The following is a 22,589-nucleotide window of genomic DNA, read 5'->3' as shown; positions in this document are numbered from 1 at the left end:
ATCAGGGCCCACCATCCGGGCGCGGCCGCCCTCGCCGACACCCTGTTCCGGACCGAGCGCTCCCCGCACTGCCTGCACTGGTTCTGACCGGGCGGTACGCCGTCGCCGCCGTCGCGGGGCCGGGCAGCGGGGATGGCGGCGGCGGGGCGGCGGCGGGCGGAAGCGGCCCTCAGCCGTGCGGGGCCGCGTGCGACGGCGGGGCGGGCCGTGCGCGGGTACCGCTGCGGGAGAGCGTGGTCCAGGCCGCCGAGAGGCGGTCGACCAGTTCCGCCGAGGTCTGCGCGGCGAAGGAGAAGGGGAGGCGGATGTGGTCGTCGTGGGCGCCGCTCGGGTCCATGGCGTCGCCCGGGATGACCTCCGCGCCGTGGCGCAGTGCCACCTGGGCGTAGACCCGGGCGTCCGTGCCCGGGGGCAGCCGGATCCACAGGGCGGAGCCGCCCCGCGGTTCCTGCCAGCTCCACTGCGGCAGCCGTGCGGCGAGGAGCCCGGTCATGGTGGCGAGCTGCTCGCGGCGGATGCGGGCCCGCTCGGGTGCGAGGGCGGGGAGCTCGGGGAGCAGCCGGGCGGCGAGTGCCTGGTCCAGGAGCGGGCTGCCGAGGTCGCCGAGCGCCTTGAGCCGTGCCAGGCGGGCCACCACGTCCTGGGGTGCGCGGAGCCAGCCGATCCGCAGACCGCCCCATACGGCCTTGCTCAGCGAACCCACGGTCAGTACGGTTCCCCGGGCCGCGTGCGCGGCGATCGGCGCAGGAGCCTGGCCGGGGGCGAGGGCCGCCTCGTGGGCGCTGTCCTCCAGGACGGGCACGCCGTGTTCGGCGGCGAGCTCGGCCACCCGGCGGCGGCGGCCGGCGGACATCAGGACGCCCGTGGGGTTGTGGTAGGTCGGCATGAGGTAGAGCAGCGCGGGCCGGTGTCCGGCGAGCGCGGTGGCGAGCCGGTCGATCCGGACCCCGTCGGAGTCGAGGGGGACGCCGACCAGCCGGGCGCCGGCGGCCCTGAAGGCGTCCAGGCAGCCCGGCCACCCCGGCGATTCCACCAGGGCGGTGGACCCGCGCCCGAGGTACAGCTGGGCGCTCAGGGCGACGGCCTGCGTGGCGCCGGTGGTCACCACCACCTGCTCGGGCACGGTCGGCAGTCCGTGCCGGGTGTGGTGGGCGGCGATCGCCTTCCGCAGCGCGGGCAGCCCGGCCGGGTGGTAGCCCGCCTCGCGGAGCAGCCCGGGCAGGTCCTCCCGTACCAGTTCGAGCAGGGCCCGGCCCAGGTCCGGACCGCCGCCCTCGGCCGCCTGTCCCAGTGAGATGAGGTCCGGCGGTGGTGTGATCAGCCGTTGGACCACCGCGGTGGCCCGGCCCCCGCGTACGCGCCCGTCCACCGGCGCCCGGCGCCCGGCCGCCCCCGCCGACACCCGCGTGCCGCTGCCCCGACGCGTTTCGATCAGGCCCGACCCGCGCAGTACGTCGAACGCGGCGACCACCGTGGCCCGGCTGACCGAGAGGGCGTCGGCGAGCCGCCGCTCGGACGGGAGGCGGTCGCCGGCGCGCAGGTCCCCGGACCGCACGGCCCGGCCGAACGCCTCGGTGAGCCGCCGGTAGAGCGGCCCCTCGCCCGCACTCCAGTCGCCCAGCAGGTCGATCAGCCCGTCCGGCTCGGGCGCTTCACGGTTCCGGTCCACTTTCCCCTCCATTGGCACGGGAGCACGGACTCCCGTGCCGCGAGGCTAACGGCATGACCTCCGAATACGCCTCACCCCTTGATCCCCTCGCTCCCCTCGATCCCCGGCTGGCAGCCGTCTGCGACCTCTCCGTCCCCGCGGCGCGCGACGGTGCGGGACGGCACGAGTACGACGGAACCGTCCAGGACCTGTCCCCGGACGGCGTACGGCGCGGCCTCGCCGCGCTCGGCGGTCCGGCCGGCACCGAGCCCTACGCGGACCCGCACGACGAGGCGCACGCCGCGGCCGCGGAGGAAGCCCTCCGCGTCCGCTTCGGCGAACTCGAACTGCACCGCAGCAATCCCCTGTGGCACGTCGAGAACCTGGACCTGGCCGGCTACGACCGCCCCTACGCGCCCGGGAACGAGCGGGACGCGGCCCGTGCGGCCCACCTGGGCCGGTGGCCGGACGCCGTGGACGGGGCGATCGGGGCACTGGACCGCGTCCCCGCGCCGCTGGCCGAGGCGACGCTGCCGCTCGCCCGCGGTCTGGCCGCCTGGCTCGACCCCCGCGGCGGCCCCGTCCACGCCGCCGCCGGCCGGGCGCACGCCCGTTTCGTGGCCCACCTGGAGCGGGCCGCCGTCCAGGGCCCGCCCTCGGCGGCGCTCGGCGGGCCGGCCCTCGCCCGGCTCCTCGGCTCGGCCGAAGCCCTCACCGTCGACCTGACCGTACTGTCCGCCCGGGTGGACGCGGAACGGGACCGCCTGCGTGCGCTCCTCGACGAAGCGCTGCTCCGCGTCGACCCGAAGGCCGCGCCCGCCGATACCGTACGGGCCCTGCAGGCCGACCATCCCGAAGCCGACGGCCTGCTGGCAGAGTTCGCGGCGCTCGTCGACGAGACGGTCGCCTGGACCGCCCGGCACGATCTGGTCCCCCACCACGACGTCGAGGTGGACGTCCTGCCGATGCCGCAGTCCCAGCGCCGGTCCCTGGCCGGCCTCTTCGCGTCCGCGCCCCACGAGGCCGACGCGCCCAGCACCTTCCGGGTCTCCCTCCCGGACACCGGGTGGACCAGGGCGGAAAGCGACCAGTGGCTGTCGACGGGCTTCAACCGGACGCTGATGCCCAACATGGCCATCCACGAAGTGGCCCCCGGGCACGCCAGCCACGGCAGGGCGCTGCGCCGGACGGCGACCGACGTCCGCCGCACGCTCCACTCGGACGCCTTCATCGAGGGCTGGGCCCACTACTGCGAGGAACTGGCCCTGGAGCAGGGCTTCCGCTCCGGCGACCCGCGCGTCGCGGTCGCGGTCGCCCAGGACGCGCTGCGCCGCGTCACCCGCTTCGCCTGCGCCATCGGCCTCCACACCGGAGCGATGACCCTGTCGGACGCGGCGGCCCGGTTCACCGCGGACGTCGCACTGACCGGGCCCGCCGCCCTGCACGAGGCCGAGCGGGGGCTGTTCGACCCCACGTACGGCCGCTACACCTGGGGCAAGTTCGCCGTCCTCGACCTGCGGGAGCAGGCCATGGCCCGCTGGGGAGGCGGCTTCTCGCTCCGTCGCTTCCACGGCGCCCTGTTCGACCTCGGGGCCCCGCCCCTCGGCCTGATGCGCACGGCACTGGAACGCGGATGAACACGCTCGCCGCCTTCGCCCTCGCCACGCTCGTCCTGGTGGCGGTGCCGGGACCCAACCTGATCTACATCATCACGCACAGCGTGCGGGGCGGACGGCGGGCCGGCATCGTCTCGGCCCTCGGAGTGGAGAGCGGCACCCTCGTCCACCTGCTCGTCGCCGTCTGCGGACTGGCCACCGTCATCACCGGCCATCCCCTCGCCTTCGCCGTCCTGCGCTACGCGGGCGCCGGCTACCTGGCCTGGCTGGGCGTACGGGCACTGCTGCGCCGCACACCCTCCGCCGCCGCGGAGACGCAGGAAGCCGGAGCCGAGGGCGCCGGGGCCGCCACCACGGCGGCGGACCGTACCGATCGACGGCGGCTGCTGCGCCTCTATCGCGATGCCGTCCTCGTGAACGTGCTCAACCCGAAGGTCGTCCTGTTCTTCCTGGCCTTCCTCCCGCAGTTCGTGCCCACCGGCCTGCCCTCCGCTCAGACCCGCGCGCACATGCTCCTGCTCGGCGCGGTCTTCCTGGCCGTCGCCTTCGCCTTCGACCTCTGCTGCGCGCTCGTCGGCGCCGCACTCGCCGGCCGCCTCCGCGGCACTCCGCGCCGCGACCGCCGCCTGTCGTACGTGACCGGCGGCATCCACCTCGGCCTGGCGGCCCTGGTGCTCGTCTGACGCGGGAAGCGCCGAAGCCCTGCACCCAGTCGGCGCCGCGATGCTGGAGCTTCCAGCCGTTCGCCGTCCAGATCTCCTCCCACTGCTCACCAGTTGCCGTCCTGGCAGGTCTCCAGGTAGACGAGGGTGTTGTAGGAGGTCAGGCACATGTTGCTCTGCCTCGGCGGCAGGGAACTGCTCGCCACCGCCGCAGCCTGGCTCGGGTACTCCTCCCGGGCCGCGGAACACCTCGGGGTCCACCGCAACGCCCTGTCCGCACGCCTCACGCACCTCGCCGGCCGACTCTCCCTGGATCTGGAGCGACTCGCCGACCGGTCGGTCCTCGCCCTCGCCCTGCTCGCCGTCGACGCGCCATGGCCCGCCGGCGGATCCCCCACCCCGCCACCGCAGCCCGGCGCAACCGCGCTCCGCCGCCTGGACGGGCTGCTGGCCCAGGCCTCCGTAGCCCGGTGGGCCCACGCCCAGCGCATGGCTCATGGCTCATGGCTCCACCACGGCGCCCGCACCGAGACCACCGCAGCCGCCCTGTCGCTGTCGGCCACCGCCGTACGCGAGCGCGTGGCCCGAGCCGAGGCCCTCCTGCAACGCCCCCTCCGCTCCCCGGCGACCCGCCACACCCTCTGGCTCGCCCCCACGCCCTCGGGCTCAGGCCCGTGGTGCGACGTCCTCCAGCTCGCTGACGGTGCCGGACATGATGACCCGGAGGTGTCGGGTGAGGTGCTCCACGGGCCAGTCCCACCAGGCGAGGGCGCACAGGCGGGCGATCTCGTCGTCGGTGTAGCGGGTGCGCAGGAGCCTGGCCGGGTTGCCTCCGACGATGCCGTAGTCGGGCACGTCGTCCACGACCACGGCGCCGGAAGCGATCACCGCGCCGTGTCCGATGCGAACTCCGGGCATGACCATGGCGTGGTAGCCGATCCAGACGTCGTTGCCGACGACGGTGTCGCCCCGGCCGGGGAGGCCGGTGATCAGATCGAAGTGTTCGGCCCAGGATCCGCCCATGATGGGGAAGGGGAACGTGGAGGGGCCGTCCATACGGTGGTTGGCCCCGTTCATGAGGAACCGCACCCCGGTTCCCAGCGCGCAGAACTTGCCGATGCGCAGCTTCTCCGGCCCGTAGTGGTAGAGCACGTTGCGGGTCTCGAACGCGGTCGGATCCTCCGGATCGTCGTAGTAGGAGTACTCCCCCACCTCGATCAGGGGCGAGGTCACCAGCGGCTTCAGCAGGACCACGCGCGGCTGGCCGGGCAACGGGTGAAGCACCGTCGGGTCAGGGGGGAGGTGGTCCATGGCAGTCCTCTCGACGGGCAATACGGCTGACTGGAGCACCCCCATTCTGCGGGTGCGTGTCTCGAACCGCCGGGCAGTGCCCTGCGGAGGTCGCTGCCGCCGTCCGAGGTGCACGGGAACGGGCCCGGGACGGTGGTCGTCCCGGGCCCGTGGTGCGTCCGGATGAGCGGTTCCGGATCAGGAGTAGTTCCGGATCAGTTGTAGGTGCCGGTGATGGAGACGCCGGTGCGGGTGCCCGGGACGCCCGTCAGGTCGATCGGGGCGGCGGGCGACCAGGTGCCGTTCACGGCGCGGATCGTGTGCAGGACCCGCCCGTCGGTGGTCACGAAGGCCGCCTGGAACTCGTTGTTCACCTGCGCCGCCGCCAAGTCCGTGACCGTCACACCAGCGGGAACCACGGCGGAGAGGTCGTTCAGGACCCACTGGCCGCTCGCGAGACGCGCCCCGTGGTACCGCTTGGCACCGCCGTCCGTGGTCACCACCAGCTGGAGGTCACCAGCCGTGCCTGCCACGGCCACGTCGTCGATCCCGGAGACCCCGGTCTCGGCGGAGGCGTCACCCCAGTTCGTCCACGTGCCGTCGGCGTGGCGGACCGTGTGGAAGAGGGAGCCGCCGGAGACCGCGACCACCTGGGTGTCGGTGCCCGTCTGGGACACCGCCACCTTCGTCACCGGCGCCCCGCCCGGGTTGCCGACCGCGCCGAACGGCGCCCACGTCCCGTTCGCGCGGCGGACCGTGTGGTAGACCTTCCCGTCCGCCACCACCACGACCTGCACCTCGGTACCCGACGAAACCGCCGCCACCTGCGTGATGTTGGCGAGCGGGCCCGCCTCGGCGTGCACGTCGCCGAAGCCCGCCCAGTTCCCGTCCGCGAGCCGGACGGTGTGGTACAGCTTGCCCTCGTTGTTGACCGCGAAGACGTGCGTGGTGCCGTCGATGCCCGCCTCGGCGGTGGTACGGACCCCGCCCGGAACCTCGCCGGCCACGTCCTGGACGTCGCCGAAGCCGGTCCAGGTCCGGTCCGCCTTGCGGATCGCGTGGTAGATCCCGCCGCCGGACTCGACCGCGACCTGCGCCCGCCACTGGCCGGTCGGGGCCGGCGGGGTGGTGTTCGGGGGCGGGGTGCCGGGGACGCCGACCGGGGAGACGAAGGCGAGGGCACGGCCCGCGCCCGGGTTGACGTACGTGCGCCAGTTGAACCAGCCCTTGGCGGAGACCTTGTGGCTCTCGTTGCCGCCGACGGTCTGGATCTGCGAGCCGTCGGAGGAGACCGCGACCACGAGGCTGACGTGGTTGGCCTCTCCGCTGACCGAGCCGTCGTCGTCCCACAGGACGGCGTCGCCCACCTGGGGGCCGCTGGTGTGGAGCGTGCCGTTGCGCTGGCCGTAGCCGTAGAAGGAGGCGGCGGCCGCGTTGAGGCCCGAGGTGTTGGCGCCGGCCTGCTTCCAGACCCAGCGGGAGAACTCCGCGCACCAGGCGCTCGGGTAGACGCAACCGTAGTACGGGGTGCAGTCGTTGCCGACCTGCGAGCGGGCTATGTCGGCGACGGAGGGGGCGTCCGCCGCGGCGGGTGCCGCCGAGGCCATCCCCAGTACGGGGGCGAGGAGGGCGGTGGCGAGCAGGAAGGAACGGACGCGGGTCGACTTCGGGGTCTTGAACATGGCGTGGGTGTCCTTTGCGGAAGGAAGTCCGGAAGAAGAAGGGAGGGCGGGGTACTGCTGCCGCGTCAGTTGTAGGTGCCGGTGATGGAGACTCCGGTGCGGGTGCCCGGGACGCCCGTCAGGTCGACCGGGGCGGCGGGCGACCAGGTGCCGTTCACGGCGCGGATCGTGTGCAGGACCCGCCCGTCGGTGGTCACGAAGGCCGCCTGGAACTCGTTGTTCACCTGCGCCGCCGCCACGTCCGTGACCGTCACACCAGCGGGAACCACGGCGGAGAGGTCGTTCAGGACCCACTGGCCGCCCGCGAGACGCGCCCCGTGGTACCGCTTGGCACCGCCGTCCGTGGTCACCACCAGCTGGAGGTCACCAGCCGTGCCTGCCACGGCCACGTCGTCGATCCCGGAGACCCCGGTCTCGGCGGAGGCGTCACCCCAGTTCGTCCACGTGCCGTCGGCGTGGCGGACCGTGTGGAAGAGGGAGCCGCCGGAGACCGCGACCACCTGGGTGTCGGTGCCCGTCTGCGAGACGGCCACCTTCGTCACCGGCGCCCCGCCCGGGTTGCCGACCGCGCCGAACGGCGCCCACGTCCCGTTCGCGCGGCGGACCGTGTGGTAGACCTTCCCGTCCGCCACCACCACGACCTGCACCTCGGTACCCGACGAAACCGCCGCCACCTGCGTGATGTTGGCGAGCGGGCCCGCCTCGGCGTGCACGTCGCCGAAGTCCGACCAGGAACGGTCGGCGAAGCGGATGGAGTGGTAGAGCTTGCCCTCGTTGGTCACGGCCAGGACGTGCGTGTCGCCGTTGATGCCCGCCTCGGCCGTGGTGCGCACCCCGCCCGGAACCGCGCCGGTGACGCCCTGGACGTCGCCGAACGCGGTCCAGGTCCGGTCGGCGTTGCGCACCGCGTGGTAGAGCCCGCCGCCGGACTCGACCGCGACCTGCGCCCGCCACTGGCCGGTCGGGGCCGGCGGGGTCGTGGTGTCGGCGCAGTTGCGGCTGGTGAGCGTCGAGCCCATCTGGAAGGGGTCGCCGTCGAAGACGGACTGCTTGACGGTGCCGTTGTAGCGCTGCTCGTAGTGCAGGTGGGCGCCGGAGGAGTTGCCGGTGCTGCCCACTATGCCGATCTTCTGGCCGCGTACGACGCGGGTTCCCGCACTGACGTCGTAGCCGTTGAGGTGGGCGTACAGGGTCGTCGAGCCGTTGCCGTGGTCGATGACCACGTACTTGCCGTAACTGCGGTACGAGCCGTCCGGGTTGGTGAGGGTGGTGGCGGTGCTGACGACGCCGTCGGCGCTGGCGAGCACCGGCTGGTTGGCCGTGGTGCCGCCGTGCGTCCAGTCGATGGACTGGACCGACGGGCTGTGGCCGCTGTACGTGTTGCCCAGCCAGGCCTGGTTGCAGCTGAAGGGCATCTGGTAGGCGGGCCCCGCGGCGTAGGACGGGGAGGCGGCCAAGGCGACCAGGCCGGAGGCGGCCAGGGCGAGGCCGGTGGCGGAGGTCAGCGCACGACGGGTGATGGTGGACATGGTGGCTCCTCGGAGGTGACAGGGGTGTCGTGGGTGTCGTGCGCTGGTCAGTTGAAGGTGGCGGTGATGGACACGCCGGTGTGGTCACCGCCGACGCCGGTCAGGTCCATGGGGGCGGCACCGGTCCAAGTCCCGTCGGTGTGGCGGAGGGTGTGCAGGACGCGGCCGTCGGTGGTGACGAAGGCGGCCTGGAGTTCGTTGTCGACGGCCGCGGCGGCGACGTCCGTGACGGTGACGCCGGCCGGGACGACGGCGGAGAGGTCGTTCAGGACCCACTGGCCGCTCGCGAGACGCGCCCCGTGGTACCGCTTGGCACCGCCGTCCGTGGTCACCACCAGCTGGAGGTCACCAGCCGTGCCTGCCACGGCCACGTCGTCGATGCCGGTCACGCCCGTCTCGTTCGAGGCGTTGCCCCACTCGGTCCAGGTGCCGTCGGCGTGGCGGACCGTGTGGAAGAGGGAGCCGCCGGAGACCGCGACCACCTGGGTGTCGGTGCCCGTCTGGGACACCGCCACCTTCGTCACCGGCGCCCCGCCCGGGTTGCCGACCGCGCCGAACGGCGCCCACGTCCCGTTCGCGCGGCGGACCGTGTGGTAGACCTTCCCGTCCGCCACCACCACGACCTGGAGCTCCGTACCCGACGAGACCGCCGCCACCTGCGTCACGTTGGGCAGCGCGCCGGCGGCCGCGTGGACGTCCCCGAAGGTGCCCCAGGTGCGGTCCGCGTTGCGGATGGTGTGGTACAGCCTGCCCTCGTTGCTGACGGCCAGGACGTGCGTGTCGCCGTTGATGCCCGCCTCGGCCGTGGTGCGCACCCCGCCGGGGACGGCGGTCGCCTGGCTGTCGACGTTCCCGAAGCGGGTCCAGGTGCCGTTGTCGAAGCGGGTGGCGTGGTAGATGCCGTTGCCGGAGCCGATCAGCACCTGCGCCTTCCACGACTGCGCGGGGGCCGGCGGGGTCGGCGCGTCCGGGTAGGGGTCGGCGTGGTCGCTGCCCAGTCCGGCGATGCGGCCGCAGGACGGCCAGGCGCCCGGGCCCTGGCCGGCGAGGACCTTCTCGCCTATCAGGATCTGCTGCTTCTTCGTCGCCTGGTGGGCGTAGGCGGCGTAGGCCGTACCCCCGTAGGCCCGCCAGGTCGACGCCGAGAACTGCAGGCCGCCGTAGTAGCCGTTGCCGGTGTTGATGCTCCAGTTGCCGGAGCTCTCGCACTGGGCGACCTTGTCCCACGTCGCCACGCTGGCGGCGGATGCCGGGACGGTGCCCAGGGACAGCAGCACGGACGAGCTGACGGCCAGGGTGGCGGTGACGGACGCGAGCGTGGTCAGGCGGCGGCGAGCAGACATGACAATCCCCCATATTTCGGACGCGGATGGGTCACGTGTGCGTGGTTGCACTGACCCGTGATGACGTGGCGCTCCGGGCGTGCGCCCCTCGGCGCCGGCCCGGTTCCCCCCGGCGCCTCACTGCTGCGCCGTTGAGAGGATCATGTCGTCCGGGCCCCGGGGTGTTCCAGGGGTTCGAGGTGGCACGGAGGTGCCTGGCCCCATGCGGCCAGCGCCGCGTCGGCGCGAGGTGCTCGCCTCGTCCTGGCGGTACGTGGCCACGAGCGCGAGGCACAGCGCGGAGATCGGCCTCCTCGGGGATGGTGTCGTCCGGATGGTCCGCGAGGCGTCGCGGGGCCTCGGCCACGTCGGCGCCGGTGAGCCACTGGCGTATCCCGGGCCGCACCCGGGCGAGGAACTCGTGCGCGGGGTCGCGGACTTCACCGGAACCGTCCGGAGCAGCGAACGGGACGACGAGCTCGTCCGGCGCCAGCTCCCTTGCTGTCGGCGGGAGTTGGACCAGCCGCCGTCGAGCGGACCGGCGCTCCCGGTCCTCAGGGCGTCGAGGCCCTCCTCGGCGTACCCGACCGGGGCGCCCGCGTCATCCGGCCTGGGCCTCTCCCCCGCCTACGCCGCGGCTCGGAGCCACCTCATCGCCGCGAGTACGTCTCACCCCCTGCGCGGCCGCACCGCGTGCTCGATCTGCCCTACGGGCAGTGGGGGTCCATCGCCCGGCGCCCCCTCGTCGCGGCAGGGCGGTCGGCCCGGGGCCGGACCGACCGCCCTCGGGCGCCCGCGTACCTCCGGCAGCGGGCTCCCCGCGGCCAGGCGCCCTCACCACTCGGCGCGCTCGCCCCGTGGCGCCGCCGTAGGCTGGACGTATACGCGCACGGCGAGGGGCCGTGCCCGCTCGCGGCGCGTCAGGTCGCTTCCGTTTCAACCAGCTCGGGGAACTCGACTCCTTTGCGTAAGGAGACCCCGATGACCGCCAAGAAGCGTACGTCCGCCACCTCCGGGGCCGCCGCCACGGCGGACGGGCAGGAACAGCTCATCGCCTCGGCCAAGCGGTACATCCGGACCCACGGGTCCGGATACCTCAAGGACCCCAACATCTCCTCGATCGGCATCGGCTACCGGGAGACGAAGGGGCGGCGGACCAAGGAACTCGCCCTCCAGTTCACCGTCGACACCAAGGTCACCCCGGAGGGCCTGGCCCCGCTGAACACCGCGCAGATCCCCCCGGTCATCGACCTCGGCGACGGCCGGAGCCTGCGCACCGACGTGATCGAACGCAGCTACCAGCCGCACTTCCTCGTCGTCCCCGAGGCACAGACCCCGGAGCGGCAGAAGCGCGTCGACCCGGTCCGTCCCGGAGTGAGCGTGGGCAGCGTCCACCTGCACGCCGGCACCCTGGGCTGCATCGTCTTCGACAAGAACGACGGCGCCACCTGCATGCTCAGCAACTGGCACGTGCTGAACGGACGCAACGGCAGGACCGGCGACGAGATCGTCCAGCCGGGAACGGACGACGACAGCCGCTTCGCCACCAACCGCCTCGGTGTCCTGCGGCGCGCCCACCTCGGCACCGCCGGCGACTGCGCCGTCTCGACCATCACGGAACGCGGCGTCGACGCGGGCATCCTCGACCTCGGCGTCACACCGAAGCAGCTCGGCGAGCCCCACATCGACGACAGGGTCGTCAAGTCCGGCCGCACGACCGGCGTCACGCACGGCATCGTCACCCGCCCCTTCGCCAAGGTCCGGGTCCCCTACGGACCGCCGATCGGGATCACGGAGATCGAGTGCTTCGAGATCGGCCCGGACCCCCGCCACCCCGCCCCCGGCGGTCAGATCAGCACGCACGGCGACTCCGGCTCGGCCTGGATGTTCAAGACGCGGGCCGGCAGGCCGTCCGACGTACTGGCCGGCCTGCACTTCGGCGGCGAGGACGAGTCCGACCCCGTGGACCGGGCGCTGGCCTGTTTCCCGCGCGCCGTCTTCGAACAGCTGAAGGTGACCCTGGACCGGCCGGCCGCCGCCTCCTTGGAGTCCTTGACCGCCGGGTACGCCCCCGGGTTCCTCTCCGTGCCGGTGCCCACCCCGTCGCTCAACCCCTCGATCAAGGACACCGCCGTACGGGTCGACGGCTCCGAGGTGATCCCGTACACCCACTTCTCGCTGGCGCTGAGCAAGACGCGGCGCTTCGCGATCTGGGTGGCCTGGAACATTGACGGCGGCGCCCTCAAGGCCGTCAACCGCAAGGGGATCGACTTCGTCAAGGACCCGCGCGTAGCGGCCGGGGACCAGGTGGACAACGCGCTGTACAAGGGCGCCGCCAACCGGCTCGACCGCGGCCACATCGCCCGCCGCGCCGACCTCTGCTGGGGCCCGCTGCCCGAAGCCGAGAGGGCCAACCACGACTCGTTCTTCTACACCAACATCACTCCGCAGATGGACGACTTCAACCAGAGCAAGCGCAACGGCCTCTGGGGGAGGCTGGAGGACGCGGTGTTCGCGGACGTCGACGTCGAGGACCTCAAGGTGAGCGTCTTCGGCGGGCCGGTCTTCCAGGACGACGACCGGGAGTTCCGCGGTGTGCGGATCCCCCGCGCGTTCTGGAAGATCATCGTCTTCTCCGAGCGGGGCGCGTTCAAGGCCAAGGCGTTCCTGCTGGCGCAGAACCTGGTCCTGCCCGAGTCCCTCGAACTGGACGAGTTCCGCGTGTTCCAGGTCAAGGTCGCCGAGATCGCGAAGCAGGCCCACATCCGCTTCCCCTCCGTGATGACCGATGCGGACACCTTCGCGGTGCCCGAGTCCTTGGAGGAGCGGATGCCGCTGGAGAGCCTGGAGGACATCGACTGGAGCTGAACCTGCCGTGCTGGCGCGGCTCGGGACCCCGTCGACACGGCACGCCGGCCTGAGCTCCAGGGCCCGGCGCTGCGTGCCGGGCCCGGGCCGTGCTCGGTGCCCCGGCGGGCGGTCCCGGGGCGGGGAAGGCCCCGCCCCGGGTCCGCCTCCGCGGAGGTCCCGTCCGGACGCCGGCCTACTTGGGTGCGACCCAGACCTGGCGCTTGTCGCCGCCCGCCGCGTACAGCTGTACCGCCGTGCCGTTGTCGGTCTTGCCGCCGGCCACGTCCAGTACCTTGCCGGAGGCCGCGTGCACGATCTGGCCCTTGGCGTTGACCGTCCAGCGCTGCGCGGGCGAGCCGTTGCAGTCGTAGAGCTGGATCTTGTTGCCGTTGGCGGCCAGGTTGCGCGAGTCGTCCAGGCACTTGCCGAGCGCGCGGAACGTGCCGTCCTTGCCGAGGATCCACGACTGGGCGGCCGAGCCGTTGCAGGTGTAGAGCTGGATCGGCGTGCCGTTGGCCGCCTTGCCGCCCTTGACGTCCAGGCACTTGCCGCCCAGGCCCGTCACCTTGCCCTGCGGGGGCAGCGCGGCGCCGGCCCCGGCGGCGAGCAGCCGCAGCCCCTGCACGTCGAACTGCTGGACGTAGCTCCCCGCCCGCTTGTCCTGGTACGCGTACGTCGGCGAGCACATGACGGGGAACTCCCCGGAGTCGGTGCCCTTGACGCAGTCGCCCTTGTTCAGGCTGCGGTTGGTGTGGGTGAGGCCGAGCGTGTGACCGATCTCGTGGCTGATGTGGTTCCTCATGTACGTCTCGCCCATCGCGGCCGTGGGCTTGCCCTGCGGCGTGAAGAACGAGTCGTCGATGTAGGCGTGTCCGCTGGTCACGGTCTGCGGCACGGAGGAATTGGTGAAGCCGCAGCTGAGGTTGGCGGTCCCGGAGCCGTCGCGGACCACCTTCCAGCCGGTGCTCCCCATGCTGCCCTCGTCGGCGGGCGGGACGCACGGGCGGTGCAGCACGCCGACGATCACCTCGCCCTTGGCGCGGACGTGGTCCCAGCCCACGGGGCTGGTGTCGACGGTGACCGGCAGCGTGGTGATCCGCTGGAGGTCGGCGGCGGTGGCCTTCGCGTACGGGGCCAGCCAGTCCGCGGACTTCTGGTCGTAGAACCTGATCGTGTAGCCGGTCGTCAGCCACTTGGTGGCGCCGCTCAGCTTCCACCCCTCGCCCGACGGCGGGTCGGTGGTGCCTGCCGCGGCGGCCGCGGCGACGCCGATGCCCGAGCGCGGAGCGGTCGCCGCCGTGTCGCCGAGCGTCAGCACGCCGCCCTTGAAGGCCGTGTCGTCGCTGGTGTAGGTCGCGGAATCCGCCGCGTGGGCGTCCAACGCGGCCTCGACCGGCGGGATCGCGACCGTCTCGGAGGCCTCCGCCCCGCTGCCGGCGTCCTCGGTACCGAACGCGGTGGGGGCGAGGAGCCCGCCGCCCGTGACCACCGCCACCGCGCAGGCCGCCATCACTGCTTTCCGGTGCTTTCCTATGAATGCCAAAATCCCCGTTGCCTCTCCTTGTGGAACCCCCCGGCCTGCGCCCACCAGCGCGCGGGACACCGGGAGTTGATCAGATCATAGGAGAGGGTGCCCGGCCCTCCGGCGAGCCGGAGGGCCGGGCGGCGGCTCAGTCGTCGATGCCGAAGTACCGGCCGAGGTAGCCGATGATCTCGACGGCGTGCGGCAGGAGTTCGGGCAGTTGGGTGGAGCGCGCCTCCAGGACGGGCTTGAGCCTGCCGTCCACCAGCACGAACCGGTCGCACAGCAGGGTGTCGCGCACCAGCGGCAGCTTCTCGCGGCCGCCACCGAGCACGTAGTCGGCCCGGGCCGCGTCCCCCCAGGAGCCGCCCCCGGCCAGCTTGTACACCGCCCCGGGATCGCCCGCGCCGACGGACTGACGCAGCACCACCATGTAGGTACCGTCCGAGACCACCTGGAACGGAGCGAACGCCGTCAGCCGCCCGGTGGTCGACAGGTGCTGGTCCGCCTCCCCCTTGGTCGGCCCTGGTACCCCTCACGTGATCTCCGCCGGCCTCGGGGCGGCGGTGGCTCGATCGGTGTCTCGGACGCTGCTGTGGGGCCGTGTCAGACGGGGCGGCGGCAGCGTCCGGTACCCGGCCCGTGACGGCGGTCTGGTCCCCACCAGGCCGCCCCGCCTTGGGAGACGGCGGGCGTTCGCCGCGTCACCCGAGTGCCTCGGTGCTCCGGCGGGCCGCGACCACCGTGCGGAACCGGAAGGCGATGAGCAGTGCGATCGCGACGAGCAGGCCGCTCGCCCACAGCGGCCCGAGGTTCCCGAATCCGGTGCCGAGGGTGCTGGCGGCGATGAGGGGGCCGATGGCCGCGCCGACGTTGAGTGCCGCGGTCGCATACGAGCCGGCCATGGTGGGGGCTCCCGCAGCCGCGTAGAGGACCTGCGTGATCAGCGTGCCGCCCAGCGCGAACGACAGAGCGCCCTGCACGAACACGAGGGTGAGCAGGGCGACCGGGCCGTCGGCCAGCACTGCCAGCGCCGGCCAGCCCAGGAGCAGCAGCGGACCTCCGACGGCGATGACCGGGCCGGGACGCCCGTCGGACAGGCGGCCGGCGGCCGTGACGCCGACGAACGAACCGGCGCCGAAGAGCACCAGGACGACAGGGATCCACCACTCGCCCAGGCCGGCGGTGCCGGTCACCACGGGGGCGAGGAAGGTGAAGCTTGCGAACGTCGCCGCGTTCACGAGCGCGGCGAGCACCATGGCCAGGACCAATCGCCGCCCGGTGAGCCGGGCGAGCTCCGCTCGCAGGGTCGGCACGCCCTTCGTCCCCTCCTTCACACGTCCCGCCGGGATCCCCTTCAGGATGCCGAGGGCGGCAGGCAGGCAGAGAGCGGCGACCGCCCAGAACGCGGCTCGCCAGCCGAGCAGCGTGCCGAGTACCGATCCGCCGGGGACACCGGCGATCGTGGCCGCCGTCGTGCCCGACAGCAGCACGGCCAGCGCACGTCCCTTCCTGTCGGGCGGGACCAGCGCGGCGCCGGCTGTCAGAGCGACGGCGAGGAACCCGGCGTTCGCGAGCGCGGCGACGGCCCGGGTGGCGAACAGGACCGGGAAGCTCGTGGTGACGGCGCCCACGACGTGGGCTGCCGCGAACACGAGGATGAACCCGAGCAGGCTGGAGCGCCTGGACCAGTTGCGGGCGAGCGCGGCCACGAGGGGGGCGCCCACCATCATGCCGATCGCGAAGGCCGAGGTGAGACCGCCTGCTGTTGCGACCGTGACGTCGAGATCCGAGGCGATGTCCGGCAGGAGGCCGGCGAGCATGAACTCCGAGGTCCCCATGGCGAAGACCGCCATGGCGAGGAGGTAGAGGGGGAGGGGCATGGGGTGGCTCCGAGGTGAGGAGAGGCACGAGAGGTCATCTCGTCACCGCGGCCAGCCCCTGGCACCGCACTCGTCCGGCAAGGGAGTGCGGCGCGGCCACAGGGCTACGAGCTCAGTGGTTCAGGGGGCTGACGGCGCGTGACCGAAAGCCCCCACCCTGTCTGACTCAGGACTCGACATGGTCCGCACGCTACCCGACCGGTGCCCGTCTCGGCATCCCGGTTTCACCGGCGTCGATCTGTTTCACCTGCGACACCTGGGGGGGCCGGGTCGTGGCGCGTGCCCTCCGGCGGGGACAGGATGGGCGCATCGCGGTGCTCGCGGCACGGTGGGCACCCCGCGCGCCCGGCCCTGCCCGGCGCCCGAGCGAACGGAGCCGGACCATGCGTGAGTTCCTGGTCGAGATCACCACCGCCATCCCTGACGGCACCCCGCGCGCCGAGGTCGACGACCGTCGCGCCGCCGAGGCGGTGCGCGCCCGCGAACTGGCGGCGGCCGGCCACCTGGACCGGCTGTGGCGTCCCGTCGGCGAACTGCGGAGCATCGGCCTCTGGCGGGCCGCCGACGAGGACGAGCTCCGCACCGAGGTGCTCGGCACCCTTCCGCTGCACGCTTGGATGTCGTTCCGGGTGACACCGCTGGAACCGCACCCCAACGACCCCGGCGCCGCACCGGGCTCCGCCTCCGCCCACTGACACCGCGGGCGGCGTCCGCGGTTCACGAGGACGGGAGGGGTGACGGAACGGCGGTCCGGGGTGGTCCAGGAGCTCGGCCCGCCCGTCACGGACGGGGAGCCGACGGGCCGGAGACGTCCTCCTCCCCGGCCGGCAGCGAACCGAGCACGTCGAGCACGGTCGCCGCGATGCGTTGCTGGCCGGCCGGGGTGAGGTGGATGCCGTCCTCCTCCAGGTGGCCCTGCGCGGCGGCCCGGGTGTCGACCGTGGCCTCGGGCTGCGCGAGCAGGAAGTCCGCGACGGCGTCGAGGTCCGCCCCGGCCCAGTTCAGCCCCGCGCGCCGGAAGTGGACGTACTCCGCGGCGCGGCCGGGGTCGACACCGGGCGGGGTGAGCCAGATCCAGCGGGCTCCGGTCCGGCGGACCGTCGCGTCGCGCAAGGCCAGCAGGGTGCGGCGGGTCTCGGCGGCGGCGACGAGCGGGACGCCGTCCAGCCGCTGGGCGTCGTTCGCCCCCAGCATGCACAGCACCCAGTCGGGCCGGTGGAAGGCGAGCTGCGGGAGGTTCGCCAGGGCCTGGGTCGTCGTACTGCCGGATACCGCCGTGTTGGTGCAGCGGACGCCCTCCGGGAGCAGGTGCCGCAGGATCTCGAACCAGGAGAGCCGGTCGGCGGTGGTGCTCTCCCCCACGGCCACCACGTGCCGGCCCGGCCGGAACGGCAGCCCTGCACGGAGTGCTGCCGCTCCCGGATCGGCCGCGAGCGCGGCGGCGGCCGACCGGTTCCGTTCCTCGAACCCCTCCAGGCGGGCCCGGTAGCCGGCCCGGTCGAGGCCGAACAGGGCGGCGAGCGCGGCCTCGTCGGGGGCGGGGCCGAGGTGTCGCAGGACTCTCTCCGGCTGGTGGAAGCGGAGCATCCGTTCCGTCGGGTCGGGGGCGGTGTTCGTCATGTCGGTCAGCCCTCCGTGCGGACGCGGCGGCGCGGCAGCAGGAACCCGGCCGCGACCAGCCACAGCAGGCCGGCGAACCGGGCCACGGGCAGCAGCAGGGCGGCGGCGTCGGCCAGCAGGACCAGCGTGGACAGTTCGGCGACGGCCGCGACCGCCAGACCCGCCACCGCCAGGGCGCGGGGCAGCAGGCCGGCGAGCAGCCCGGGTACGGCGATGCCGGCGACCAGCAGCCCCAGCAGGACGACGTGGGCGGGGCCGCCGAGGCCGAAGGCCAGGTACTGCAGGGCCCGTACGACGTCGGGGCGACCCGCGACCTCGGGCCGGGACAGCACCCAGGTGACCAGCCCCGAGCAGGCGAGGAAGGCCGAGGCGAGGACACCCCCGGCGAGGGCGATGGTGGCGCCGGGGGCACGGACCCCGAGCTTGTGCAGCCGGGCCGAGACGGTGGCGGCGTAGATCGCGAGCGGCACGGAGGCCGCGAACTGCAGGGCCCCGGAGACCTGGACCGCACCGGTGTGGTCACGGAAGTAGGAGGTCACCGTGTCGGCGGACCCGAAGGGCGAGGGGAAGGGGTCGCCTCCGGCGAGGAGGATGGCGAGCACGAGCCCGGCGAGGAAGAGCACGGTGAAGACCACCGCGAGGACGCCTGGCGGCGGTCCGGCCTGGGGGTCGCGGCGGTTGCGCGCCTGCGGGGTGACGGTGTCCGGGGTGGCGGTCACGGCTGGATCCATTCTCTGAGGTAAATCGTTCAGTGAGGAGAATCATTGCGCGTGGCTTACGATAGGCGGGTGGACACTCCCCCGCAACCGCGTACGGCGGGCCCCGCCCCGGCCACCGGGCCGCGCGGAGCCGCGTTCCTCCTCGCCCAGATCGGCGCCCACGCCGCCGCGCGCTTCGCCGAACGCGTCGGCCACCTGGGACTGGTGCCGGCGGACGTCGGACTGCTCCGCATGATCGCCGCGCAGCCGGGCCGCAGTCAGCGGGCCCTCGCCGAGGAGCTCGGCGTCGTACCGAGCCGCGTCGTCACGCTGATCGACAACCTGGAGGGCAAGGACCTCGTCGAGCGGCGGCGCAGCACCGAAGACCGCCGCAACTACGAACTCCACCTCACGGCGGAAGGCACGCGCCTCCTGGGCGCCGTCTCCCGTGCGGCCGCGACCCACGAGGACGCCCTGCTCGCCGCCCTCGACCCGGAGCAGCGCACGCACCTCTCCGGCCTCCTCGCGCGCATCGCCGCCGAGCAGGGGCTGACCCCCGGGGTCCACCCGGGCTACCGCAACCGCGGCTGAGGGCCGCCCGGGCCCCGGAGCCTCCTGCCCGTACCCGTCGAGTGTGCTTGTGACATAACTTCGGGATTCTTGAAGCGTTCTCGTCTCGTCCGACCGATTCACAGTCGGGCCGAAGGCGAGGAGGCTCGGGTTGGCGGCGCTGGCAGTCTTACGGAACCTGCGTGAGCACTGGGCGCCCGCGTCGGCTGAGGAACTGGAGCGATTCGAGACCGATGCGGGCCTCAGCAGGGCCGGCGGACGGCACCATCCGCGGGGATGTCGGCCACCTGGATCAGCAGGACCTGGTTTGGCCGGCCCTTGTGGAACATGGAGCCCGCTGACCCAAACGTGTACTTCGGGCGCATTCTGCGACTCTCGCCCAGCGGCACCAGCTGGGCCGGTCGCAGGCGTTGAGCACGTATTTGATGTTCCTGGAGCTGCGGCACAAGGTCGAGATCCATCGGACGACCGGCCGGGTGGTCGAGTGCCCGACCGACAAGATGAACCGGCCGCGCGGGGCCAAGGACGCCCAGCTGCGGACCCCGCCGAGTGAGCCGGAGATCGGGACGTTGCTCACCAGCTGGGGCGGCGAGCTGGCGAGGACGCCCTGCTCAACGGTCTCGACAATGCGGTCGAGGCTCATCTGCCGAGCTGGACGGACCGGTTGACGCCGCACGTCCGGCGGCACTTCTGCGCGTCCCAACTCTACCGAAACGGACCTGACTTGCCCGTAACCCAGGAGGTTCTCGAACATGCCTGGATCGCCACGACCATGCGGTATATCCACGTGCAGCAGACCCGGTTCGAACACGCCTGGGTCGCAGGGATGGAACGGGACGCGAAGCGGCTGGAAGGACTGACCCGATGAGATGGAACCTGCGGCTGATCGCCGTGAACAAGGGAGTCTGGAACGCGTCTCAGCTCCAGCGAGCCTGGCCGAGCACGACCTCGACATCGGCAACCGTCGGCTGACCCTCGCCGGACGTATCCGCCCGCTCGACGACCTCACCCTGAAGCTACAGCTGGACTGGCTGGAGCACCGGCGAAACCGGTGGCCGAACACCGCGAACCTCCGCCTGCTGATCAGCAACCAGACCGCCACCAGGACCAGCCGCGCCAGCTACCACTGGATCAGCGCAGCGATGCGCGGGCAGGACGCGACGCTGGAGCGGCTCCGCGTCGACCGCCAACTCGAAGAGGCGCTGACGCACGGGCCCGACCCGCTCCACCTCGCCAAGGTGTTCGGCCTCGACAAGAAGACTGCGATGCGCTACGCGAACTCCGCACCCGCCCTGCTGCACCAGGCCGCTGAACAGCCACTTCAATGACGTCTGCTGCCCAGTCCACGCCTTCACTGAGGATGAGCACGCCAGGCAGAGTCAGCATCCGGGGCCGATCGGCGGAGACGATGTCAGGGCGAAGGCAGCATTCCGCAACTGGGCCTCCCACGTCTGCTGGTCAAGACCCAACGTGTACTCGACGCAGCAATCACATTGCGGGATCAGCGCGACGAACGCTTGCTCCGCCGCGGTCTGGACCTCCGTCTCCCACCAGTCGTCCGTCACCAGGTCAGCGAGAGCTATCTCTCCAGCGATGAGTCTCGCCGCCATCCGGCGCAGAGCGTGGCGCCGTGCCAGGCCCCGTTCCGGCAGCCCGGTCCCGGACTCGGTAAGTGCTTGCTCGAACGCTTCGCGAATATCGCGGGCATCCGCGTTGCGGGGCCAACCGGCGAGCTCGCACAATGTCGGGGTGTCCAGTCCGGCTGCGAGCGCCTCAGCAGCGATCATCGGCAGATCCTCCGGGCGTATCTCATTCGCCTGATAACGACACGCCACCTCCCCCAGAGATGTGAGCCCACTCTGCACAGAGGTTTCCGGTTCCGGTGGCGTTCCGTCTGCTCGCATGACTCCTACGATGTCAGCACCGCTTTCAGGGAAGGCACCCAGGGGTGGGCCCGCTCGGCGCCCACCCCGTGTGTTCACCTCGACTTGGGGCACGAACGCACGAGAACACGACGGTCCGCCCTCGGGTTCCCACGGAAAGTCCGTCAGTTTCCTTGAAGTCGCTGGCCTCAACGGCCTCGGTACGGTGGGCTCGCGTATTCAACTGTCGCGAGTACTGCTGTCAAAGCATCGGTGCAGTCACTGTGTGTTGGGGTGCCGCAGGTCATGGTCTGTGCTGGCAGCCCTTCGCGGTCTGACCGTTGGTGGATAACCTGCCTCCATGCCGCTGAACGTCCCCAAAGAGATCAAGCGTGTGAACAAGCAGGTCCTCGTAGAGCTGAGTTCGAAGACCGAGCGCCTCAACCTCGGCAGGGGACGCGAGCCTGAATGGCTTGATCAGTACCTGGCCGACGATGCGACGGGGTCTCTGCGAGCGATCCTTCTCGAGCGTCCTCCCAAGCCCTGTTATCGCTGCCTCGTCCTGATCAGGCGGGCCGACCGGGAAGTCGAGCACTTCCTGCTCGACGTGCTGCCGGAGGACTTCGACCGGCTTGAGGACATCGTTGGCGAGGATCTGCTCACGCTCACGCGCTGGGCGGCGTCCCAGATCCCGTTGAGTCCTCTTCCGGCGGAGTAGCAGGTTCATTCGGCCGACCGCAGATTCAGTACTGTTCTGTGGGGTCCAGCCGGGTGGTGAGCGCCAGTGGTCTCCGGCGGCGTGTCCGCTCCAGGCGCCTCCGGCCTCGGGCGCGAGCTTGGCTGTAATGACCCGGTGACAGCGGAGAGCCTCAGCGACGACCGGTGCGGTCATTTCCAGGACGTGTTGCCGGATCGCTGCCGTGCGGCCAGCGATGGTGGGGACCGGCACCGTCCAGTTGTGAGACCCACCGTCCCCCTGCCCGCCCGCCGCCGATCTGATGCGGGCCTACATCCAGTCCCGCCAGCGCTTGCCCTACGCCAACAGCAGAAACTCACAGTGCCGGCTCCGCTGAGCCTCGTTTGTCCTCAACGTGCACGACGTGAAGTTCGGTGCCGTCCCGGTGCCGCTTGGAACGTCCGAACAGTCCGACAGCGATCTGCGACCGATCCTCATGCTCATCGGGGCCGACATAGGTAAGAACGTCGTTGTGATGCCCGGTGACAACCCATCCCTCGACGTCCTTGAGGTCGATCACCCCGAAGTCTCCTGCCGAAGATCCGGCATGAGACGGGCCGAACTTCTTCAGGAGGTCGATGGCCTGTTCAGCGAGCTTCCCTTCCGGAGCAGTCAGCACGACACAAGTACCATGCTCGAACAGTACCCACGACTTGCGAGGGTCGGCGAGAAGCCGCTGCCAGACATCTATCAGAATCGCGGTGTCCACGCCGGTCATCATGCCGCAGAGCACCGACACAGCGGCCCCGGAGGGTAATAGGGCGAAGGGCCGGACGGCCTGCGAGGGCGGCGGATACGGGCGTGGTCCGCCGGATGACCTCGCACCGGTGCTCGCGCGGGGAAGGGGGCCGAGGCCCTGTCCCGAGGAATCCCAGCCCCGCTTCCTTCTCCTCACCGCGGCGGATGGTCCGGCGGAGCGCGGGGGACGTCCGTGGGTTTGCGCAAGCGGTTGATCACGCCGGTGATCTCGGTCGAGGCGGTGAGGCTCGGGGCCGTTCACGTCACCAGGCCGGAGGTGACGATAGACGGTGCCACGCTGGCCCTGGCCGCGATCACGGTCGCGCCCTGGCGATCTGCTCGCCCTGGTGGCCTCCGGCGA

General features: G+C 72.2%; 20 protein-coding genes and 1 pseudogene. 9 read left to right on the top strand and 12 right to left on the bottom strand.

Annotation, left to right across the window (positions count from 1 at the left end; translation table 11 throughout):
• Window positions 1–169 precede the first annotated feature (169 nt).
• Window positions 170–1,669 (bottom strand): PLP-dependent aminotransferase family protein, encoded by a 1,500-nt coding sequence (locus ACIRBY_RS29005; protein ID WP_403905912.1) that lies wholly within the window; start codon window positions 1,667–1,669, stop codon window positions 170–172.
• Window positions 1,670–1,722: 53 nt separating this feature from the next.
• Here ACIRBY_RS29005 and ACIRBY_RS29000 point away from each other — a divergent pair, with 53 nt between their 5' ends.
• The 3 genes and pseudogenes from ACIRBY_RS29000 to ACIRBY_RS28990 form a co-directional block, all read left to right on the top strand.
• Window positions 1,723–3,285 carry a DUF885 family protein gene (locus tag ACIRBY_RS29000; RefSeq protein ID WP_403905910.1) on the top strand — a complete coding sequence of 521 codons (1,563 nt, stop codon included), beginning with the start codon at window positions 1,723–1,725 and terminating at the stop codon, window positions 3,283–3,285.
• The gene (locus tag ACIRBY_RS28995) at window positions 3,282–3,947 is read left to right on the top strand and encodes a LysE family translocator (RefSeq protein WP_403905908.1); all 666 of its coding nucleotides are present in this window, start codon (window positions 3,282–3,284) and stop codon (window positions 3,945–3,947) included. Before ACIRBY_RS29000 ends, ACIRBY_RS28995 begins: the two co-directional genes overlap by 4 nt.
• Before the next feature lie 147 nt (window positions 3,948–4,094).
• Window positions 4,095–4,565: pseudogene (locus tag ACIRBY_RS28990) on the top strand (helix-turn-helix domain-containing protein); the annotation flags it as partial.
• 27 nt (window positions 4,566–4,592) lie between these two features.
• Here ACIRBY_RS28990 and ACIRBY_RS28985 read toward each other — a convergent pair.
• From ACIRBY_RS28985 to ACIRBY_RS28970, 4 genes are all read right to left on the bottom strand, one after another.
• Window positions 4,593–5,237: a CatB-related O-acetyltransferase gene (locus ACIRBY_RS28985; protein ID WP_403905905.1), complete on the bottom strand. Its 645-nt coding sequence runs from the start codon at window positions 5,235–5,237 to the stop codon at window positions 4,593–4,595.
• A 194-nt stretch (window positions 5,238–5,431) separates the two neighbouring features.
• Window positions 5,432–6,898 carry a CHAP domain-containing protein gene (locus ACIRBY_RS28980; RefSeq protein ID WP_403905903.1) on the bottom strand — a complete coding sequence of 489 codons (1,467 nt, stop codon included), beginning with the start codon at window positions 6,896–6,898 and terminating at the stop codon, window positions 5,432–5,434.
• A 65-nt stretch (window positions 6,899–6,963) separates the two neighbouring features.
• Window positions 6,964–8,427 carry a M23 family metallopeptidase gene (locus ACIRBY_RS28975; protein ID WP_403905900.1) on the bottom strand — a complete coding sequence of 488 codons (1,464 nt, stop codon included), beginning with the start codon at window positions 8,425–8,427 and terminating at the stop codon, window positions 6,964–6,966.
• Window positions 8,428–8,474: 47 nt separating this feature from the next.
• Window positions 8,475–9,770: a transglycosylase family protein gene (locus tag ACIRBY_RS28970; RefSeq protein ID WP_403905898.1), complete on the bottom strand. Its 1,296-nt coding sequence runs from the start codon at window positions 9,768–9,770 to the stop codon at window positions 8,475–8,477.
• Window positions 9,771–10,730: 960 nt separating this feature from the next.
• Between ACIRBY_RS28970 and ACIRBY_RS28965 the strand changes: the two genes are divergently transcribed.
• The gene (locus ACIRBY_RS28965) at window positions 10,731–12,617 is read left to right on the top strand and encodes a DNA/RNA non-specific endonuclease (protein WP_403905895.1); all 1,887 of its coding nucleotides are present in this window, start codon (window positions 10,731–10,733) and stop codon (window positions 12,615–12,617) included.
• A 175-nt stretch (window positions 12,618–12,792) separates the two neighbouring features.
• Here the strand turns inward: ACIRBY_RS28965 and ACIRBY_RS28960 are convergent, their stop codons facing one another.
• From ACIRBY_RS28960 to ACIRBY_RS28950, 3 genes are all read right to left on the bottom strand, one after another.
• Window positions 12,793–14,142, bottom strand: a complete 1,350-nt coding sequence (locus tag ACIRBY_RS28960; RefSeq protein WP_403905892.1) for a ricin-type beta-trefoil lectin domain protein — start codon at window positions 14,140–14,142, stop codon at window positions 12,793–12,795.
• 127 nt (window positions 14,143–14,269) lie between these two features.
• Complete coding sequence (locus ACIRBY_RS28955) at window positions 14,270–14,554, bottom strand: hypothetical protein (protein ID WP_403905889.1); 285 nt, start codon at window positions 14,552–14,554, stop codon at window positions 14,270–14,272.
• 271 nt (window positions 14,555–14,825) lie between these two features.
• Window positions 14,826–16,004: a Cmx/CmrA family chloramphenicol efflux MFS transporter gene (locus ACIRBY_RS28950; protein WP_403905886.1), complete on the bottom strand. Its 1,179-nt coding sequence runs from the start codon at window positions 16,002–16,004 to the stop codon at window positions 14,826–14,828.
• Between the two features lie 383 nt (window positions 16,005–16,387).
• On the opposite strand from ACIRBY_RS28950, the gene ACIRBY_RS28945 reads away from it, so the two are divergent.
• Window positions 16,388–16,699 (top strand): muconolactone Delta-isomerase family protein, encoded by a 312-nt coding sequence (locus tag ACIRBY_RS28945; RefSeq protein ID WP_403905883.1) that lies wholly within the window; start codon window positions 16,388–16,390, stop codon window positions 16,697–16,699.
• A gap of 85 nt (window positions 16,700–16,784) precedes the next feature.
• Here the strand turns inward: ACIRBY_RS28945 and ACIRBY_RS28940 are convergent, their stop codons facing one another.
• Both ACIRBY_RS28940 and ACIRBY_RS28935 read right to left on the bottom strand, forming a co-directional pair.
• A complete protein-coding gene (locus ACIRBY_RS28940; RefSeq protein ID WP_403905880.1) occupies window positions 16,785–17,624 on the bottom strand; it encodes an SGNH/GDSL hydrolase family protein in 840 nt (279 codons plus the stop codon).
• A gap of 5 nt (window positions 17,625–17,629) precedes the next feature.
• Entirely contained in the window at window positions 17,630–18,343 is a 714-nt protein-coding gene (locus ACIRBY_RS28935) for a hypothetical protein (protein WP_403905877.1), read from the bottom strand.
• Window positions 18,344–18,412: 69 nt separating this feature from the next.
• Here ACIRBY_RS28935 and ACIRBY_RS28930 point away from each other — a divergent pair, with 69 nt between their 5' ends.
• The 3 genes from ACIRBY_RS28930 to ACIRBY_RS28920 all read left to right on the top strand — a co-directional run bounded on the left by ACIRBY_RS28930 (window position 18,413) and on the right by ACIRBY_RS28920 (window position 20,220).
• Window positions 18,413–18,913 (top strand): MarR family winged helix-turn-helix transcriptional regulator, encoded by a 501-nt coding sequence (locus ACIRBY_RS28930; RefSeq protein WP_403905874.1) that lies wholly within the window; start codon window positions 18,413–18,415, stop codon window positions 18,911–18,913.
• 559 nt (window positions 18,914–19,472) lie between these two features.
• Window positions 19,473–19,760 carry a tyrosine-type recombinase/integrase gene (locus ACIRBY_RS28925; protein ID WP_403905925.1) on the top strand — a complete coding sequence of 96 codons (288 nt, stop codon included), beginning with the start codon at window positions 19,473–19,475 and terminating at the stop codon, window positions 19,758–19,760.
• Window position 19,761: 1 nt separating this feature from the next.
• On the top strand, window positions 19,762–20,220 hold the full coding sequence (locus ACIRBY_RS28920; RefSeq protein ID WP_403905871.1) for a hypothetical protein: 459 nt from the start codon (window positions 19,762–19,764) through the stop codon (window positions 20,218–20,220).
• Window positions 20,221–20,271: 51 nt separating this feature from the next.
• Here ACIRBY_RS28920 and ACIRBY_RS28915 read toward each other — a convergent pair whose 3' ends face one another.
• Window positions 20,272–20,679: a hypothetical protein gene (locus ACIRBY_RS28915; protein ID WP_403905869.1), complete on the bottom strand. Its 408-nt coding sequence runs from the start codon at window positions 20,677–20,679 to the stop codon at window positions 20,272–20,274.
• A 436-nt stretch (window positions 20,680–21,115) separates the two neighbouring features.
• Here ACIRBY_RS28915 and ACIRBY_RS28910 point away from each other — a divergent pair, with 436 nt between their 5' ends.
• On the top strand, window positions 21,116–21,472 hold the full coding sequence (locus tag ACIRBY_RS28910) for a hypothetical protein (protein ID WP_403905866.1): 357 nt from the start codon (window positions 21,116–21,118) through the stop codon (window positions 21,470–21,472).
• Window positions 21,473–21,806: 334 nt separating this feature from the next.
• On the opposite strand, the gene ACIRBY_RS28905 is transcribed toward ACIRBY_RS28910, so the two are convergent.
• Window positions 21,807–22,211, bottom strand: a complete 405-nt coding sequence (locus ACIRBY_RS28905; RefSeq protein ID WP_403905863.1) for a hypothetical protein — start codon at window positions 22,209–22,211, stop codon at window positions 21,807–21,809.
• Between the last annotated feature and the right edge of the window lie 378 nt (window positions 22,212–22,589).

This window comes from Streptomyces sp. NPDC096136 (assembly GCF_044763325.1).
Taxonomy (GTDB): Bacteria; Actinomycetota; Actinomycetes; order Streptomycetales; family Streptomycetaceae; genus Streptomyces.
Note: the sequence above shows the minus strand (reverse complement) of the source record. Positions and strands in the feature narration are given on the sequence as shown.

Excerpts from the sequence above, each read along its gene's own strand:
- ACIRBY_RS29000 (WP_403905910.1), top strand. The coding sequence starts at position 1,723 with ATGACCTCCGAATACGCCTCACCCCTTGATCCCCTCGCTCCCCTCGAT.
- ACIRBY_RS28995 (WP_403905908.1), top strand. The coding sequence starts at position 3,282 with ATGAACACGCTCGCCGCCTTCGCCCTCGCCACGCTCGTCCTGGTGGCG.
- ACIRBY_RS28985 (WP_403905905.1), bottom strand. The coding sequence starts at position 5,237 with ATGGACCACCTCCCCCCTGACCCGACGGTGCTTCACCCGTTGCCCGGC.
- ACIRBY_RS28980 (WP_403905903.1), bottom strand. The coding sequence starts at position 6,898 with ATGTTCAAGACCCCGAAGTCGACCCGCGTCCGTTCCTTCCTGCTCGCC.
- ACIRBY_RS28975 (WP_403905900.1), bottom strand. The coding sequence starts at position 8,427 with ATGTCCACCATCACCCGTCGTGCGCTGACCTCCGCCACCGGCCTCGCC.
- ACIRBY_RS28970 (WP_403905898.1), bottom strand. The coding sequence starts at position 9,770 with ATGTCTGCTCGCCGCCGCCTGACCACGCTCGCGTCCGTCACCGCCACC.
- ACIRBY_RS28965 (WP_403905895.1), top strand. The coding sequence starts at position 10,731 with ATGACCGCCAAGAAGCGTACGTCCGCCACCTCCGGGGCCGCCGCCACG.
- ACIRBY_RS28955 (WP_403905889.1), bottom strand. The coding sequence starts at position 14,554 with ATGGTGGTGCTGCGTCAGTCCGTCGGCGCGGGCGATCCCGGGGCGGTG.
- ACIRBY_RS28950 (WP_403905886.1), bottom strand. The coding sequence starts at position 16,004 with ATGCCCCTCCCCCTCTACCTCCTCGCCATGGCGGTCTTCGCCATGGGG.
- ACIRBY_RS28945 (WP_403905883.1), top strand. The coding sequence starts at position 16,388 with ATGCGTGAGTTCCTGGTCGAGATCACCACCGCCATCCCTGACGGCACC.
- ACIRBY_RS28940 (WP_403905880.1), bottom strand. The coding sequence starts at position 17,624 with ATGACGAACACCGCCCCCGACCCGACGGAACGGATGCTCCGCTTCCAC.
- ACIRBY_RS28920 (WP_403905871.1), top strand. The coding sequence starts at position 19,762 with ATGGAACCTGCGGCTGATCGCCGTGAACAAGGGAGTCTGGAACGCGTC.
- ACIRBY_RS28915 (WP_403905869.1), bottom strand. The coding sequence starts at position 20,679 with ATGATCGCTGCTGAGGCGCTCGCAGCCGGACTGGACACCCCGACATTG.
- ACIRBY_RS28910 (WP_403905866.1), top strand. The coding sequence starts at position 21,116 with ATGCCGCTGAACGTCCCCAAAGAGATCAAGCGTGTGAACAAGCAGGTC.
- ACIRBY_RS28905 (WP_403905863.1), bottom strand. The coding sequence starts at position 22,211 with ATGATGACCGGCGTGGACACCGCGATTCTGATAGATGTCTGGCAGCGG.